14 protein-coding genes are annotated in these 16536 nt (G+C 58.3%); 12 read left to right on the top strand and 2 right to left on the bottom strand.

The genetic code is table 11. The features are described 5' to 3' along the window. Positions 1-7: 7 nt before the first annotated feature. From DHN12_RS10875 to mdoH, 7 genes are all read left to right on the top strand, one after another. The gene (locus DHN12_RS10875; RefSeq protein WP_108860225.1) at positions 8-466 is read left to right on the top strand and encodes a DUF302 domain-containing protein; all 459 of its coding nucleotides are present in this window, start codon (positions 8-10) and stop codon (positions 464-466) included. Between the two features lie 78 nt (positions 467-544). Then, the gene (locus tag DHN12_RS10870) at positions 545-2164 is read left to right on the top strand and encodes a thiamine pyrophosphate-binding protein (RefSeq protein WP_108860224.1); all 1620 of its coding nucleotides are present in this window, start codon (positions 545-547) and stop codon (positions 2162-2164) included. After that, positions 2151-3335 (top strand): CaiB/BaiF CoA-transferase family protein, encoded by a 1185-nt coding sequence (locus DHN12_RS10865; protein ID WP_108860425.1) that lies wholly within the window; start codon positions 2151-2153, stop codon positions 3333-3335. Before DHN12_RS10870 ends, DHN12_RS10865 begins: the two co-directional genes overlap by 14 nt. A gap of 181 nt (positions 3336-3516) precedes the next feature. After that, positions 3517-4887, top strand: a complete 1371-nt coding sequence (locus DHN12_RS10860) for a tetratricopeptide repeat protein (RefSeq protein WP_108860223.1) — start codon at positions 3517-3519, stop codon at positions 4885-4887. 31 nt (positions 4888-4918) lie between these two features. Further along, positions 4919-6136: an OpgC family protein gene (locus tag DHN12_RS10855; RefSeq protein WP_108860222.1), complete on the top strand. Its 1218-nt coding sequence runs from the start codon at positions 4919-4921 to the stop codon at positions 6134-6136. Further along, positions 6133-7632 (top strand): glucan biosynthesis protein, encoded by a 1500-nt coding sequence (locus DHN12_RS10850; RefSeq protein WP_108860221.1) that lies wholly within the window; start codon positions 6133-6135, stop codon positions 7630-7632. Before DHN12_RS10855 ends, DHN12_RS10850 begins: the two co-directional genes overlap by 4 nt. Continuing rightward, entirely contained in the window at positions 7629-9497 is a 1869-nt protein-coding gene (gene mdoH / locus DHN12_RS10845) for a glucans biosynthesis glucosyltransferase MdoH (RefSeq protein ID WP_108860220.1), read from the top strand. The genes DHN12_RS10850 and mdoH overlap by 4 nt, the downstream gene beginning before the upstream one ends. Here mdoH and DHN12_RS10840 read toward each other — a convergent pair whose 3' ends face one another. Both DHN12_RS10840 and DHN12_RS10835 read right to left on the bottom strand, forming a co-directional pair. Then, positions 9498-10313: a PHB depolymerase family esterase gene (locus tag DHN12_RS10840; protein WP_108860219.1), complete on the bottom strand. Its 816-nt coding sequence runs from the start codon at positions 10311-10313 to the stop codon at positions 9498-9500. Further along, positions 10310-10783, bottom strand: a complete 474-nt coding sequence (locus DHN12_RS10835; protein ID WP_108860218.1) for a rhodanese-like domain-containing protein — start codon at positions 10781-10783, stop codon at positions 10310-10312. The genes DHN12_RS10840 and DHN12_RS10835 overlap by 4 nt, the downstream gene beginning before the upstream one ends. Before the next feature lie 218 nt (positions 10784-11001). On the opposite strand from DHN12_RS10835, the gene DHN12_RS10830 reads away from it, so the two are divergent. The 5 genes from DHN12_RS10830 to DHN12_RS10810 are packed head-to-tail and all read left to right on the top strand — an operon-like array spanning position 11002 to position 16535. Beyond that, positions 11002-13872, top strand: coding sequence for a monovalent cation/H+ antiporter subunit A (locus tag DHN12_RS10830; RefSeq protein WP_108860217.1), 2871 nt, complete (start codon positions 11002-11004; stop codon positions 13870-13872). After that, positions 13872-14231 carry a Na+/H+ antiporter subunit C gene (locus DHN12_RS10825; RefSeq protein ID WP_108860216.1) on the top strand — a complete coding sequence of 120 codons (360 nt, stop codon included), beginning with the start codon at positions 13872-13874 and terminating at the stop codon, positions 14229-14231. The genes DHN12_RS10830 and DHN12_RS10825 overlap by 1 nt, the downstream gene beginning before the upstream one ends. After that, positions 14228-15772, top strand: a complete 1545-nt coding sequence (locus DHN12_RS10820) for a monovalent cation/H+ antiporter subunit D (RefSeq protein ID WP_108860215.1) — start codon at positions 14228-14230, stop codon at positions 15770-15772. The genes DHN12_RS10825 and DHN12_RS10820 overlap by 4 nt, the downstream gene beginning before the upstream one ends. After that, a complete protein-coding gene (locus DHN12_RS10815) occupies positions 15769-16269 on the top strand; it encodes a Na+/H+ antiporter subunit E (protein ID WP_370247519.1) in 501 nt (166 codons plus the stop codon). The genes DHN12_RS10820 and DHN12_RS10815 overlap by 4 nt, the downstream gene beginning before the upstream one ends. Then, positions 16266-16535: a K+/H+ antiporter subunit F gene (locus DHN12_RS10810; protein ID WP_058274196.1), complete on the top strand. Its 270-nt coding sequence runs from the start codon at positions 16266-16268 to the stop codon at positions 16533-16535. The genes DHN12_RS10815 and DHN12_RS10810 overlap by 4 nt, the downstream gene beginning before the upstream one ends. The last annotated feature ends 1 nt before the right edge of the window (position 16536 follow it).

The following is a 16536-nucleotide window of genomic DNA, read 5'->3' as shown; positions in this document are numbered from 1 at the left end:
CAGCACGATGAAGGCTATTTCGACCGTACTGTATTTGCTGGCCCTTCCCGCGCTGGCGCAAGAACCGCTGTCGGGCTGGGCCGTTCATTCCACCGACAAAAGCTATGATGCGTTGGTCGCGGATACGAAGGCCGCTGTCAAAGAAAATGGTCTGATTGTTGTAACGCAGGCTGGGCCCACCAAGGCGGCGGCAGCCCGTGGCATCATCATTCCCGGAAACTTAGTGATCGGTGCCTTTAACAACGACTACGCGGTGCGGGTTCTGGAAACCTCGATCAACGCGATGATCGAAGCGCCCATCCGGTTCTACGTGACCGAAAATGCGGACGGCACGGCGACTTTGGCCTACAAAACCCCAAGCCACGTCTTTGCCCCCTATGCCCAGCAAGGCGGTGAGCCACTGCATAAAATTGCGACGGAACTGGATGAAAAGTTTCAGGCAGTAGCGGAATCCGCAGTCAATTAGTCACACTGCCGTGAACCTGCTTGCGTCCGGACGCGCCCTCAGCAATCTGCAAAGACGCATTATTTCGGAGCATAACTGATGCAGGACCTTTCGCGCCGCGCCGCGGACCTTTTGGCCCAAAGACTTTACGAGGCCGGATGCCGCCATGCCTTTGGTATGCCCGGTGGCGAAGTTCTGACGTTGGTGGACGCGCTGGAGCAGGCGGGGATCACCTTTCACCTGACCAAGCATGAAAACGCCGCCGGATTCATGGCCGAAGCCGTTCATCACCGCGACGGCGCACCTGCTATTCTGGTGGCGACGCTTGGCCCCGGTGCGATGAACGGGATCAACGTGGTCGCCAACGCCTTGCAAGACCGGGTGCCGATGATCGTGCTGACCGGTTGCGTCGATGCGGATGAGGCGCTGACCTATACCCATCAGGTCATGGATCACGCACAGGTCTATCGCTCGATCACCAAGGGGACATTTACCTTGACGGCGCAGGGCGCGGATATCGTGGCAGACAAAGCCGTATCGCTGGCCAACCAGCCCCGCCCCGGCCCGGTGCATATCGACGTTCCAATCTCGGTTGCGGATATGCGGGTGTCTGGCGTCAAGAAGCGGCGACTTGTCAAGGCTGCAGCCGTCGCGCCAGAGGGTAATTGCCTTGAGAAAGCGCGCCGTTGGGTGGCTGATGCGGAACGACCCATTGCGATTGTCGGGCTGGACGTTTTGTATGACGGGTCGCGCAATATCGTGCAGGCGTTTCTGGAACATTTCGGCATACCCTTTGTCACCACCTACAAAGCCAAGGGAGTTGTGCCCGAAGATCACCCTCTGTGTCTTGGCGGGGCCGGACTATCGCCACTGGCCGACAAACACCTTTTGCCGCTGGTTGAACAGGCCGATCTGGTCTTGTGCCTTGGTTACGACCCGATCGAGATGCGCCCCGGCTGGCGGGAGGTCTGGGACCCCGAAGAAAAGCGTGTCATCGACATCTCGGCCGTGGTAAACGACCACTATATGCATCAGGCCAGCCTGAATATGGTGGCCGATACCGGCGCCACGTTGGAGGCTATCGCAAAGGGCAATGCTGCCCGCAAGACGTGGCCGAGCGGCGAACCCTCACAGGCCAAAACCGCGCTGGCTCAGGCATTCCCGACCGATGAGGAATGGGGCCCCGCCGCCGTCATCGCCGAAGCCCGCGCAACCCTGCCTGCCGAAACACTGGCCACGGCTGACAGCGGCGCACATCGCATTCTGCTGAGTCAGATGTGGGAATGTTCTGAGGAACGCGGGCTGATCCAGTCCTCGGCGCTTTGTACCATGGGCTGCGCCGTTCCAATGGCGATTGGCCTGAAACTGGCAGAACCGGACCGCCCAGTCATCAGTTTTTCGGGCGACGCCGGGTTCCTGATGGTAGCCGGAGAGCTGTCGACTGCCGCCGAAATGGGCGGGAACCCGATCTTTCTGGTCTTTGTCGATGCCAGCCTCGCGCTGATCGAGCTGAAACAGCGTCAGCGCCAGATGGGCAACAGGGGCGTGGATTTCGACCACCACGACTTTGCAGCCATGGGCCGGGCGTTTGGCGGCAACGGTCACACCGTTCGCAACCGCGAGGAGCTGCGCACTGCCCTGAATGAGGCGATGAAGGCCAACTCTTTCACCGTGATTGCCGCAGAAATTGACCGTGGGGGCTATGATGGCCGGATCTGAAGGACCGCTGAAGGGCGTCAAAGTATTGGACCTCAGTCGCATTTTGGCCGGACCGACCTGCACGCAGTTGCTCGGCGATCTGGGGGCCAGCGTGATCAAGATCGAAAACCCCGCAACCGGCGGGGATGACACCCGCCAATGGGGCCCTCCTTACGTCGAAGATGCGCAAGGCAACCGGTCCGATCTAAGCGCTTATTTCATGTCGGCCAACCGCAACAAGAAATCCGTGGCTATCGACATCACCACGACCGAGGGACAATCTGAAATCAAACGGTTGGCCTCGCATGCGGACATTCTGATCGAGAACTTCAAACCCGGCGGATTGGCGAAATACGGTCTGGACTACGCCACGTTGTCGCAAGACTTTCCCAGCCTCGTCTATTGCTCGATCTCGGGTTACGGTCAGACCGGGCCGAACGCGTCCAAGCCGGGCTATGACCTGATGGCACAGGGGTACGGCGGGATCATGTCGCTGACAGGCGAACCCGATGGCGCGCCTATGAAGGTGGGCGTGGGCATCGCCGATGTAATGTGCGGAATGTACGCAAGTGTCGGCATTCTGGCCGCCCTGCGCCACCGCGATCAGACCGGCGAAGGCCAGCAGATTGATCTGGCGCTGGTAGATGCGCAGATCGCGTGGCTGATCAACGAAGGTGCGAACTATCTGACCTCGGGCACCGTACCCCAACGGCGCGGCAACGGGCATCCGAACATCGTGCCCTATGACGTTTATGAAACCGCCGATGGCCACGTCATTCTGGCCGTCGGAAATGACAGTCAGTTCCGCCGGTTCTGCGAATTCATCGATCACTCCGATCTGGCGGATGACCCGCGTTTCGCCACCAACCCAGCTAGGCTGGAAAATCGTGACGCGTTAAACGCCGTGCTGCGTCCGGTGGTGAAGACCCACGCTTCAGAGACCATGATTGCGCAGCTCGAAGCCCGCAAGGTTCCGGTTGGCCCGGTACAGACTTTGGATCAGGTTTTTGCAACCGATCAGGTCGAAGCCCGCCAGATGCAGATCGCGATGCAGGCCGCACCGGGCGACGTTCAACTGATCGGGAATCCGCTGAAACTGTCGCGCACACCTGTAACATATCGGGCTGCTCCGCCCGTCTTTGGGGCCGATACGCAGGCCGTTTTACGCGCTGAAAACCCCTTTGACGATTGAAACACTGTGCCCGTTTCGGCGGCATGGTGCTGAAACATGCCCTTGAATCGGCGGTTTTTTTCAATTTTTGTCCACACGGCATTTCACCAATTCGAGAGCAGGGCCGATACTGATACGACCCGCCCACAGTCTCTGATACATCAAGTGCTGTAGATATTCTCGATTGGATCGGAACATGAACATGAAGCAAGACGTTTTCGGACAGATGAACACCCTCAGCCACCCGGCAAGTGCCGAGGCCTGGGATGGTGTTCTGCTTGGGTTCATGGCCCATGCCGCCGTGACGCCGCAGCATCTTGGCAAAGTTCTGGAGCTTGAACCCGATTTTGCCCTAGGTCACGCAATCAAAGGCTTGTTCATGGTCCTGCTGGGCCGTCGCGAGATGATGCCGGTCGCCGTCGAAGCGATGGCAGCCGCCAACAGCGCCATGGAACGCCAGCCGGTTTCAGCGCGCGAGCGGCTGTATGTCGAAGCGCTGGGTCTGTATCTGGCTGACCTGCCCACGCAAGCCATTCAAAAATTCGAAGATATTCTACGCGACCACCCTCAAGACTCGCTGGCAATGAAACTCAGCCACGCGACGCGATTTGTGCTTGGCGACGCAGAAGGCATGCGCCGGTCGATCGAGCGGATTCTGCCGGCATACGAACCCGATCATGCAGGTCGTGGGTATTTGCTGGGCTGTCATTCCTTTGCGTTGGAAGAAACCGGTGCCTACGAAAAGGCCGAAATCGCAGGTCGGCAGGCGCTGTGGATGGTGTCGGACGATGCCTGGGGTCTGCACGCCGTTGCACACGTGCATGAGATGACAGGCAACGCGCAGCTGGGCCTTGATTGGTTGGCAGGACGCGAAGAGGCTTGGACCCACTGCAACAACTTCCGCTATCACGTCTGGTGGCACAAGGCGCTGATGCATCTGGATCTGGGTCAGGTCGATCAGGTGATGGAGCTGTATGACAACTACATCCGTCAGGATAAAACAGACGACTACCGCGATATCTCGAACGCCACGTCCCTGCTGTCACGGCTTGAGCTTGAGGGCGTCAATGTGGGCAACCGCTGGGAAGAACTGGCGGATCTTAGTGCGGCGCGGACCGAAGATGGCTGCCTGATTTTTGCCGATCTTCACTATCTTCTGGCTCTGACCGGCGATAACCGCCCAGAGGCAACCGGCAAGATGTTGCAGCGTATTCAAAAAGATGCGCAGCGTAATCAGGGGGACACCCCGATCCGCATGTCCGATCCGGGCATTGCAGCGGCCAAAGGGCTTGAGGCCTTTGGCGAAGGCCTTTACGGCGACGCCTTCGACTTTTTATCGAACGCCCGAGCAGGTATGCAACTGGCAGGTGGAAGCCACGCCCAACGTGATGTATTCGAGCGCATCACAATTGATTCCGGCCTGCGCGCCGGCCGTCTGGATGCTGTCGAGCGCATCCTGGATGACCGTCGCGCCAAAAGAGCCGGGGGCGAAGACAATTACGCTCTTGCGCGCCGCACATTGATCGATGCGGCACGCGACAACGGAGACGCACAAAGCGTCCCGGCTGAATAAAAAAACTAAGACCAAGAAGGACAGAATACGTATGGCGACAGTTTCGCCCGCTTCTGATTTTGCGCCAGTGTCTGCCTCTGCGGCGGCCCCTGCCCGCACGCGCGACCCGCGCCTGGATTTCTATCGCGGTATCGCGATGTTCATCATTCTGATCGCGCATATCCCGAACGATCCATGGGCCAAGTGGATTCCCGCGCGGTTTGGATTCTCGGACGCGACCGAGATTTTCGTGTTCTGCTCGGGCATGGCCTCGGCGATCGCTTTCGGCGGAGCGTTCCTGCGCAAAGGGTGGTGGCTGGGCACGGCCCGCGTGTCGTTCCGTATCTGGCAGGTCTACTGGGCGCATATCTGCCTGTTCTTTTTTGTCGCCATGTCGATGGCGGCGTTGGATCAATCGGGGTTGTTTGAAAAGACTTACGTTTCGTCTTTGAACCTACAGCATTTCTTCAACGATCCTGCGCCTCAGATCGTGGGTCTGTTCACGCTGACCTATGTTCCGAACTATTTCGACATCCTGCCGATGTATCTGGTGGTTCTGGCAATGATGCCCATGTTTATGGGCCTCTACCGGTTCGGTTTCTGGGCCGTCGCTGCGACATCCGTCGCGATCTGGCTGGTCGCACAGACCGACATTCTGGACCTCCCAGCCGAACCGTGGTCCGAACGTCAGTGGTTCTTCAATCCTTTCGGTTGGCAGCTGCTGTTTTTCACTGGTTTTGCCTTCATGCGCGGCTGGATACCTGCCCCCCCGGTATCGAAAACCTTGATCTGGGCGGCAGCACTGTTCCTGATCTTCTCGATGCCCTTTGGTTCGTGGAAGGTGTTCACATGGATCAACGCGGCGGCCCCCGATCTGGCTGACGAAATCCGCAAGGTCTGGCCGGTCACGAAAGAGTTCCGCGACAAAACCGATTTTGGCCTGTTCCGCTATCTGCATTTCCTGTCACTCGCGTATCTGGGCTGGGTTGTCGCCGGGGAACACGGGCATCGCCTGATTGCAACCGGTCAGGGCACAGCGGCCAAAGTCTGGCAGTTCCTGCTTACCGTCATCACCAAAGTTGGGCAGCAATCATTGGCAGTGTTCGTATTTTCGATGGCTGCAGCACGACTTATCGGCGTCGGTCTGGACCTGAGTGGGCGGGATGTTGCCAGTGTTTTCGTCGCCAACATGATTGGCTTTGCGATGATCATCGGCGTGGCATACATGGCCGCTTGGTTTAAGTCACAACCTTGGAAGTTTAAGAAATGAATTTTACACGCCGCGCATTTCTGGTCTCAACGTCGGCGCTTGCATTTGCGCCCGCGACCTTCGCCACCGGCGGTGAGGTCCCATTTGACCGCAATGTCGTCATTGAGATGGCCCGCGATCTGGCCAGCCGACCTTATTCGGAACGCGAGATGGTGCCGCAGGAATGGCAGGATCTGACGTATCAGCAATATCGCTCGATCCGGTTCCGGCAGGACCGTGCGCTTTGGTATGAAACGGAAACGCCCTTCAACGTCGACTTCTTCACACCAGGCCTATACTTCCCGCGCACTGTTAAAGTTGAAACCGTTGAAAGCGGAATGGCTACTCCGGTCGCGTTTGATCTGGAGATGTTCGACAAATCCGAGGACGTCCCGGAACTGCCAATCGACGACACGCTGGGTTTCTCCGGCCTGCGTCTGCGCACCGAAATGCACCGTCCCGGCCAAACCGACGAGTTCTGCGTCTGGCAAGGCGCCAGCTATTTCCGCGCTATCGGCCTGCGTGAGGTCTATGGCCTCTCGGCCCGTGGTCTGGCCCTGAAAACCGGCGACCCGGATGGAGAGGAATTCCCCGAATTCATCCGGTTTTGGCTGGAACGCCCAAAACCCGGCCAGCGCGACATGATCGTCCATGCGCTGATGGACAGCCCCAGCGTGACTGGTGCGTATCGGTTCAATGTCACCGCCGGTGCGGACTGTGTGATGGATATCGAAGCCACGCTGTTCCCACGCGAAGAGCTGACTCATGTGGGTATCGCCCCCGGCACGTCGATGTTCCTGTTCGATCAGACCAACCACAGCCGGTTCGACGACTTCCGCCCTGCCGTACACGACAGCGATGGTCTGTTGGTGCGCAACGGTGCTGGAGAGGTTCTGTGGCGGCCATTGGCGAACCCGACCCGCCTGCAGATTTCGTCGTTCGTCGACACCAACCCGCGCGGCTTTGGCCTGTTGCAGCGCAAGCGTGAATTCTCGGATTACGCAGATCTTGAGGCAAATTATCACAAACGCCCCAGCCTGTGGGTCGAACCCGGTGCGGATTGGGGCAAAGGTGCGGTCACGCTGGTTGAAATTCCGGCGGATCAGGAAATCTACGATAACATCGTTGCCTACTGGCGCCCTGCCGAACCCTATACGGCTGGCAGCCAGGTCGACCTGTCCTATCGCCTGATCTGGGGGGATGAGCCCCAGCGCACACCGATGGCGCGCGTGATCAACACCGCGATGGGCGACAACACGTTTGGTGAAGGGCGTCTGGCCGTCATCGATTTTGAAGAAAGCGAGCTGTTTGACGACCCCGAGGCGATGACCGTTTTCGTGGACTCGCCGCATGCCGAAACATCCGAAGGTGTGCTGCAACGCAACCCCGACACAGGCGGTTTGCGGCTGGCGTTTTCGTTCGAGCCCGGCGACCGCGACCATGTCGAATTGCGCGCGCAGTTGCTGAAAGACAAACAGCCAGCCTCTGAGGTCTGGCTTTACCGTTGGACCTCATGACCAGAGATCTTCATATCATGCCGCCCGAAACGCCTCTGGCCATGCCTGCGCAGGATTTCAGCGCAGGGTTTCGGGATGCACAGGTTCCTGATACCAAACGTCCCTCGGCCGGGTTCTGGCGTGCGCTGGCGTTTTCGCCCGCAATGGCGGCGACGCTGGGACTGTTATGGGTGATGACGGACTGGTTCGACGCCGAAGGCATCAACCTGATCGAGGCCATCCTTCTGGCACTGATTTCATTCAACTTCTTCTGGATCTCCTTCACGGTCTGCACTGTGTTGCTGGGCATGGTCTCCCTGTCCCGGCAGGAGCGTCCCGTACGTCAGGGTCGCGCCCAGCCGTTGCGTGTCGCCCTTTTGATGCCGGTCTATAACGAGGTTCCCTGGAACGTGCTGGGCAATGCCCGGACCATGCTTGAAGATTTGCAGGCGCGCGGTGGGCAGCATCACTATGCCATGTTCATCCTCTCGGACACGCGCGACCCCGAGATCGCGGCACAGGAGCAAGCCAGTGTCGAGGCGCTGCGTACCACCCTCGCCCCCGGGCTGGAATTATATTATCGCCGTCGCGAACAAAACACCGACCGCAAGGTTGGCAACATCGCCGACTGGGTCAGCCGCTGGGGTGCCGAGTGGGATGCGATGCTGGTTTTGGACGCAGACAGTCTGATGACCGGTCGCGCCATCGCCCGATTGACCGATGCGTTGGCGCGGGACCCGGGCGCTGGATTGATTCAGAGCTATCCTCAGCTGATCGGTGCACAATCGGTCTTTGCGCGGATGCAGCAATTCGCCAATGGCGTCTATGGGATTGCTTTTGCCGAAGGGCTTGCACGCTGGTGCGGGCAGGAAGGCAACTATTGGGGTCATAACGCCATTATCCGCACCCAAGCATTCGCCAATTGCGCGGGTTTGCCAAAACTGCGGGCATTGAACGGTCAGGAAAAACTGATCATGAGCCATGACTTCGTCGAGGCCGGTCTGTTGCGTCGGGCCGGTTGGGGTGTGCGGTTCCTGCCCCGCATTCGCGGGTCCTATGAAGAAACGCCGCCGACACTAATTGATCACGCCCTGCGCGATCGGCGCTGGTGTCAGGGCAATTTGCAGCACCTGAAACTGTTGGGCTCAGCCGGGTTCCAGTCGGTGTCACGGTTCCACATGTTCCACGGCGCAGTCGGATATCTGATGTCGCCGCTGTGGTTTGCGCTGCTGGTGATGTGGGCACTTATTGGTCAGGGTGAGGATGCCTCGGTCCTGCATTATTTCAGCCCAGACAATCCACTGTTCCCGCAATGGCCTGAGATGACGGAAACCCGCCATGTGCTGATCATTCTGGTCATGTATGCGATGCTGCTTGCGCCAAAGGTCTTGGGTGTTCTGGCCCTGCCACTCAGCGGAGTGCGCTATGCCGAATTCGGTGGCGGGCGCAAATTCCTGACCTCATTCCTGGCCGAGGTTGTTCTGTCGATCCTCTACGCCCCTATTCTGATGGTGCAACAGATGATCGCCGTCATTCGCACCACGTTTGGTATCCAAAAGGGCTGGTCCCCTCAGGCGCGGGATGGCGGCAGCTATGGTCTGCGCACGCTGATCCTTTGCCACACGGTCGAAACGATCAGCGGCGCGGCCCTTAGCGTGGGCATCCTGTCCGGTCTTGTATCAGTCTGGTTGGCCCCGATTGCGATCAGCCTTGCCTTTGCGATTCCTTTGTCCGCGCTCAGCGGCGTATCGGCCGGAGCAGCCCGCCGTATGGTTGGTATGAAAGAGGACTATAACGAGCCCGCAATCACACGTTCAGCCCGCCGCTACAGGGATGAGCTGAAGAATGTGATCGAGGGAAAGGGCGTAATGACCCCCGCCGAGTGATCACCCACCCGGCAAACCTTCGTACCAATCGATCATCATATCGGCCCAGCCTTTGGGAACCGTATGACCACCGGGAAACAGCGCAAATTCCAGCGCGCTGCCGTCGTCACACCCGCTCCAATATCGGCGCATGAAAGGGCCGGTGGTCGAGAACCCGCTGGGCTTGGTATCGACACATCCATTTGCAACGCGCCAAATCTCAAGTCCGGCAAAGATATCGCCCTGATGAAACCGGCCACCGCCCAGCAAGCGCCCTTCCAGCGGCACCACGTTATCCGTCCAGCCATGGGTGTGGAACATCCGAACCGGGCCATCGCAAGATTCAGGATCCGGACGCCAGAACCCTCCAGAGACGGGCACATAGGCCGAGAACGTATCGGGCGCGGCGCAGGCAAGGTAGTAGACCATGAACGCCCCTGCCGAGAATCCGCCCAGAACGACCCGGTCCGTATCCACGCCAAACCGATCCGCGGCATCCTCAACAGCCTCGGTCAAAAATGCGGTTTCATCGCGCCCTTCCCAGCCCGGAAAGAAGTTCCAGCTTTGCCGCCCGTTGCGCTCCGACCCTTCTGGCGCCATTACAGCGTAGCCGCGCTCCAGCAGCGGTTCCACCATTCCACGGTTTTTCAACGTACCGGTGGCGGTGCCACCATAGCCGTGCAGAAACACCACCAGCGGTGGATTCTCATCCTTTGGCAGTTCGATATGGTATCCGCCCGAGGCGGTTTCGCACATACCCTCCAGATCGGCACAGGCGGCCAGCCCCGACTGCCCGACCAGCGCCAAACCCGTTGCCAGTGTTAATTCCCGGATCATACTGCACTCCTGTCGTAGTCGCGAACCGGCAATCCGGTGCGCACCCATCCCGGCCCAGCGGCCGACCCCAACATGCCTTCGGGCACATCAATAACATTCGTAAATCCTGCCTCGGTCAGCCGGTTGCTCAACCGCGCCGAACGCACGCCCCGCGCACAGATCAACGCAATTGCCGCGCCCTTGTGACCTTTGACGAGCTGCGTCAGAGCGGGAATGAAATCATCACGGCGCATGTCCAAAGATTGGGCGCCCTCTCCGATCCCGGTGGACTGCCATTCCTTCGGGGTGCGAATGTCCAGCAACAACACATCTCCGGCCACGGCCTGCGTATGTGCATCCTGCACGCTAAGTTGCCGTCCCGAATAGTCAGGCGGAATAAGCCAGTATTCGCGTATCGCAAATCCCCCCGCCACTGCGGCACAGCCTCCAATCAAGATCCACCTGCGGGATCGGTTTAAGTTTCGGGCCACGTCGCACCCTCCTGACCTGACACCGGGTTTCTATCACAGCGCAGATTTGGAATCCGCGCCGAATTTATCCTGGCAGTTCAAGTTCACGTCATTTTTGCAGGCAAAAGCCGCAACCTCGCTGTGTTGGCGCGCGGCAAATGAGTTGTATTAGCTGGACAGTAAGAAAATTATCCTTACAAAATCAGTACTACTTGACCGCCCAGAACGGAGTATCGCACTTGTCCCTATTCCTCATCGCGGCCCTTCCTTTTCTCGGCGCTGTTTTTCCAGCTCTTCTGATCAGGGCAGGACGAAATGCAGCTGCTTCTGCTGCTGGGTTGACCACATTTCTGGCGCTGATGGGTCTGTTGATCCACATCCCGTCTGTGATGCGAGGCGATGTTGTGACCGCCCGGTTCGAGTGGATACCAGCGCTTGGATTGAACGCAAATTTCATGCTGGATGGCTTGGGGTTTTTGTTTGCCTTGCTGATACTTGGTATCGGGTTACTTATCATCCTCTACGCACGATTTTACCTCTCGCGCGAAGACCCGATGGGGCAGTTCTACACCTATCTTCTGCTGTTTCAGGGTGCGATGGTCGGGATTGTTCTGTCGGACAACATACTGCTTTTGCTTATCTTTTGGGAGCTTACATCGCTTAGCTCCTTCCTGTTGATCGGATATTGGAAACACCTGCCCGAAGGACGTCAAGGTGCGCGGATGGCGCTTGCAGTGACCGGCTCTGGCGGGTTGGCGATGATCGCCGGGATGCTGATCCTGGGCAATATCGTCGGGTCTTATGACCTAAGCGTAATTTTGCAGAACAAAGAGCTGATCCAGGCGTCACCCTATTACCTGCCCGCGTTGATCCTGATCCTGCTAGGTTGCTTTACCAAGTCGGCGCAATTCCCATTCCATTTCTGGCTGCCCCACGCCATGGCGGCCCCGACACCGGTTTCTGCCTACCTGCACTCGGCCACCATGGTGAAGGCCGGGTTGTTCCTGATGGCCCGGATGTGGCCCGTTTTGGCCGGCACCGACGCTTGGTTCTACATTGTTGCCACAACTGGACTTATCACCATGCTGATGGGCGCGGTGATTGCGCTTTTCAAGGATGATCTGAAGGCTTTGCTGGCATTTTCAACCGTGTCGCATCTGGGGCTGGTCACCATGTTGCTGGGCTTTGGCACAAAGATCGCCGCCGTGGCTGCAATCTTTCACATCATCAACCACGCCACGTTCAAGGCAGCGCTGTTCATGACCGCAGGGATCGTGGATCACGAAACCGGTACGCGGGATATCAAACGTCTGGGTGGCCTACGCCATCTGATGCCGATCACCTTTACGATTGGCACAATCGCTGCCCTGTCGATGGCGGGCATACCACCCCTGAACGGGTTTCTGTCCAAGGAAATGATGCTGGAAGAGACCGTTCACACCACATGGCTGCACTCTCATTATCTTGTGCCGGGTCTGGCATTGTTGGCGGCGCTGTTTTCAGCGGCCTATTCCTTCCGGTTTGTCAGCCACGTGTTCCTGGGTCCGGAGCGTCATGATTACCCGGCCCATCCGCATGATCCACCCGTCGGTCTGTGGCTGGCGCCTGCCTTCCTTGTCGTGCTGGTGGTACTGATCGGGCTGAACTCTGCCGCCATCGTGGGCCCATTGGTCGCTGTTGTGTCCAGCGCGGTCATTGGCGGTGAGAAGCTGCCGTATTATTCGCTGAAATTGTGGCACGGCTTTACGCCTGCCCTCTATATGTCCGTGGTCGCGACACTGGGCGGTTTGTTCCTGCTGAGCTTGCATCGGCATGAAGAGAAAATCTGGAATGCCCTGCCACGCCCCGAGGCCAAGGTGATCTTTGACACTGTGATCGGCGTGCTGACAAGACTCAGTCGGTTGATCACCGATACTTTGCATAACGGCGTCCTCAGCCGTTACGCGATCATTATGATCGGTTTCACCCTCGCGCTGGGTTATTATGCCTATACAACCGGCACGATTGGTCCCGAAACGCGAGAACCGTTGCCACCGCAGATCATTCCGATCATCGGATGGATCTGCCTTGTGGGTGCAACGCTGGCGATTATGTGGTTCCACCGCAATCGCCTGTTGTCGCTGGTGTTGATTGGTGTTGTCGGCCTGATCGTTTCGATGGCCTTCAATTATCTGTCTGCCCCGGATCTGGCGCTGACGCAGATCTCGGTCGAAGTGGTCACGATGATCCTGCTGCTGCTGTCACTGAACTTCCTGCCCACGGATACGCCGTGGGACAGCAGCGCCGCGCGCCGCTGGCGCGACGCTGCAATCTCAGTCGTGGCGGGCATTGGTTCGGGCGCGTTGATCTATGCGCTGCTGCTGCGGGATTTTGCCTTTCCGACGATTTCGGAATTCCATCTGGCGAATTCTTACAAAGGTGGTGGCGGCACCAATGTGGTCAACGTCATCCTCGTGGACTTCAGGGGCTTTGATACCTTTGGCGAAATCATCGTTCTGGGCATTGCCGCGCTTATCATCTTTGCCCTGACCGAGGCCGTTCTGGGCACCAATGTCCGCAGCTACCTGCTGAACCGGAAACCGCATTGGCCACAGTCGGGGGACTCGCATCCGTTGATGATGGTGGTCGTGACCCGAATGATGATGCCCATCGCGCTGATGGTCGGGGCTTATATCTTTTTCCGCGGCCACAATCAGCCGGGCGGAGGCTTCATCGCGGGCCTTGTCGTCGCGATCGCCTTCCTGATGCAATACATGGCCAGCGGTTATACTTGGGCCATCGAACGCCAGAGGTTCTACTACCATGGCTCCATCGGCTGGGGCGTGCTGATTGCCGCCGCTACTGGTCTGGGTGCGTGGTTTAACGATCGTCCGTTCCTGACCAGCGATTTTGGCTATATTCACTGGCCACCGCTGGAAGAGTTCGAATGGGCCACCGCCATCCTGTTCGACACTGGCGTTTTCCTGGCTGTTCTAGGGGCCGTGATGCTGGCGCTGGACAGCCTGTCCCGATTTGCGTGGCAACCGGGTATGGCGCAGGAATTCCCGATGGATATCAACCCATTGCGAGACAATCCGCCGCAAGAAGAAGAAAGCAAGGAGCAGGTCTGATGGAAGCGCTCGTAGCCTCTGCCGTTGGCGTCATGACTGCTGCCGGGATATTCCTGATCCTGCGCCGCCGGACCTTCCCTGTCATTCTGGGCCTGTCTCTGCTGACTTACGCCGTGAACGTGTTCCTGTTCGCAACGGGCCGATTGGCTTTGGACGCGCCTGCTGTTTTGAACAAATACAAAGAGGTGCCCTATACCGATCCGCTGCCGCAGGCTTTGGTGCTGACGGCCATCGTGATCTCGTTCGGAATGACCGCTGTGATCGTGATGATCGCACTCAGCGCCTACCTGTCCTCGAAGGATGACCATATCGACATGAACGCCCATGACAGCGTTGACGCGCCGGGAGAAGACGCATGAACCATTGGATCGTTGCGCCAATCGTCCTGCCCGCGATCCTGGCCCCGTTCATCATCATGGTCCTGCGCTTTCACCTGGACCTGCAACGCATCTTTTCGGTCGCTGGGGTGGTGGCCCTTATTGGTATTGCCCTGACCATCACCGCGCAGGCTGCGGGTGGCGACATTCAGGTCTATGAACTGGGTAACTGGCCTGCGCCCTTTGGCATCGTTCTGGTGTTGGACCGGCTATCGGCCATGATGGTGCTTCTGACAGCGCTGTTGGCTTTGCCGATCGTGCTGTATGCTATCGCCTCTGGCTGGGACGACCGGGGTAAACATTTTCACGCCCTGTTCCACTTTCAACTGATGGGTGTCTGTGGCGCATTCTTGACCGGTGATGCCTTTAACCTGTTCGTGTTCTTCGAAGTTCTGTTGATCGCGTCCTATGGCCTGATGACGCATGGGGGCGGTGCAGTACGGCTGAAAGCCGGGGTGCAATATGTGGCCTATAACCTGCTGGGGTCCACCCTGTTCCTGTTTGCTTTAGGCACGCTTTATGCTGTGACCGGAACGTTGAACATGGCCGACTTGGCGGTGCGGGTGGCTGAGTTGCCAGCGGATGACACCGCCCTGCTAAGGGTTGGTGCGGTTTTGCTGCTACTGGTGTTTTGCATCAAAGCCGCTGTCTTGCCGCTGCACTTCTGGCTACCGGCGAGCTACGCCAGCGCGCCCATGCCTGTGGCCGCCCTATTTGCGATCATGACCAAGGTCGGTGCCTACTCGATCCTGCGGATGTACACGCTGGGCTTCGGCCCAGAGGTTGAGGCTACGCAGGGGCTTGTTGGCGCTTGGTTGCAACCCGCCGCTTTGGTGACGCTGGCCGTTGGTGCCATCGGCATTCTGGGAACACAGCATATTGCGCGCATGGTAGCGTTCTGTGCTATCACCTCGATGGGAACGTTGCTGATTGCGATCTCGCTATTCACTGAGACGGCCACAGCAGCGGCACTGTATTACGTGTATCATTCGACCCTGGCCACAGCGCTTATGTTCCTGGTCGCCGATCTGGTGATGGAACGCCGGGGCGGCGCGATTGCCCCAACTGCACCAATGCCACAAACGGGTCTGATATCGGCTCTGTTTTTTGTGGGGGCCATTGCGCTGGCGGGCATGCCGCCGCTATCGGGTTTTGTCGGCAAACTGCTGGTGCTTGACGCCGCACGGGACGCACCAGATGCAAACGCCATCTGGGCCGTAATCCTGATCGGTTCCTTCGTCACCATTGTTGGCCTTGCCCGAGCGGGCTCGTTGATCTTCTGGAAAAGCCATGATGCCCAGCACAACACGGAAATGGACCCTGAAAACGAAAAAGAAACCCCGCCCGCGCCAGCGCCCGAGCCCAACCCCGGGCTGGCTTTCACCGCCGTATGCGCAATGGCGATCGGCCTTGTGCTGCTGACCCTGTTTGCGGGACCTACGCTGGAGTATACCAATAAAACGGCCGAGCAATTGTTCACACCTGAGAACTACATCGCAGCCGTATTGGGAGGCGACACATGATCAGACTTCTGCACCGAATATTTCCGCACCCGCATCTGACATTCCTGCTGACCATCGTGTGGGTCCTGCTGGCCAATAACTTGACGCTGAATTCGCTGGTCTTTGGCCTGATCCTGGGCATCATCATTCCCTTCATCACACAGCCCTACTGGCCTGATCGCCCAAAGCTGCGCAACTGGCCCATGGTCGTTGAATACATCCTGGTTGTGCTTTGGGACATCGTGATCGCGAACATCACCGTTGCCCGGATTATCCTGTTCAAACGCGACGCAGATCGACAGCCGGCCTGGATCTCGATCCCGCTGGAATTGCGCACACCTGAGGCTATCACAGTGTTGGCAGGTACGATCACCATGACCCCCGGCACCGTCAGCAGCGACCTGTCAGCGCAAGGTCACAATCTGTTGGTTCATTGCCTGGATGCCCCCGACCCCGATGCCGTGCGCGACCAGATCAAAAGCCGCTACGAACGTCGCCTGAAGGAGATTTTCGAATGATCGACATTGCAATCGCTTTTGCATTCGCCTGCTTCGGCGCGGCCATTATGATGTGCCTTTGGCGGATCATCACTGCGGACGGCGTCGGCACCCGCGTTCTTGCGCTGGATACGATGGTCATCAACACGATCGCGCTTTTGATCCTCTATGGTCTGACCCTAGGAACCGAGGTATTCTTCGAATCTGCCATGATCATTGCCATGCTGGGCTTTGTCTCAACGGTTGCCTACGCGCGCTTCATGCTGCGTGGCAATATCATCGAGTGAG

Source organism: Ruegeria sp. Alg231-54, from assembly GCF_900143525.1.
Lineage (GTDB): Bacteria > Pseudomonadota > Alphaproteobacteria > Rhodobacterales > Rhodobacteraceae > Ruegeria.
Note: the sequence above shows the minus strand (reverse complement) of the source record. Positions and strands in the feature narration are given on the sequence as shown.

Coding starts and splice junctions, on each gene's coding strand:
- DHN12_RS10875 (WP_108860225.1), top strand. CDS start 8: ATGAAGGCTATTTCGACCGTACTGTATTTGCTGGCCCTTCCCGCGCTG.
- DHN12_RS10870 (WP_108860224.1), top strand. CDS start 545: ATGCAGGACCTTTCGCGCCGCGCCGCGGACCTTTTGGCCCAAAGACTT.
- DHN12_RS10865 (WP_108860425.1), top strand. CDS start 2,151: ATGGCCGGATCTGAAGGACCGCTGAAGGGCGTCAAAGTATTGGACCTC.
- DHN12_RS10860 (WP_108860223.1), top strand. CDS start 3,517: ATGAAGCAAGACGTTTTCGGACAGATGAACACCCTCAGCCACCCGGCA.
- DHN12_RS10855 (WP_108860222.1), top strand. CDS start 4,919: ATGGCGACAGTTTCGCCCGCTTCTGATTTTGCGCCAGTGTCTGCCTCT.
- DHN12_RS10850 (WP_108860221.1), top strand. CDS start 6,133: ATGAATTTTACACGCCGCGCATTTCTGGTCTCAACGTCGGCGCTTGCA.
- mdoH (WP_108860220.1), top strand. CDS start 7,629: ATGACCAGAGATCTTCATATCATGCCGCCCGAAACGCCTCTGGCCATG.
- DHN12_RS10840 (WP_108860219.1), bottom strand. CDS start 10,313: ATGATCCGGGAATTAACACTGGCAACGGGTTTGGCGCTGGTCGGGCAG.
- DHN12_RS10825 (WP_108860216.1), top strand. CDS start 13,872: ATGGAAGCGCTCGTAGCCTCTGCCGTTGGCGTCATGACTGCTGCCGGG.
- DHN12_RS10820 (WP_108860215.1), top strand. CDS start 14,228: ATGAACCATTGGATCGTTGCGCCAATCGTCCTGCCCGCGATCCTGGCC.
- DHN12_RS10815 (WP_370247519.1), top strand. CDS start 15,769: ATGATCAGACTTCTGCACCGAATATTTCCGCACCCGCATCTGACATTC.
- DHN12_RS10810 (WP_058274196.1), top strand. CDS start 16,266: ATGATCGACATTGCAATCGCTTTTGCATTCGCCTGCTTCGGCGCGGCC.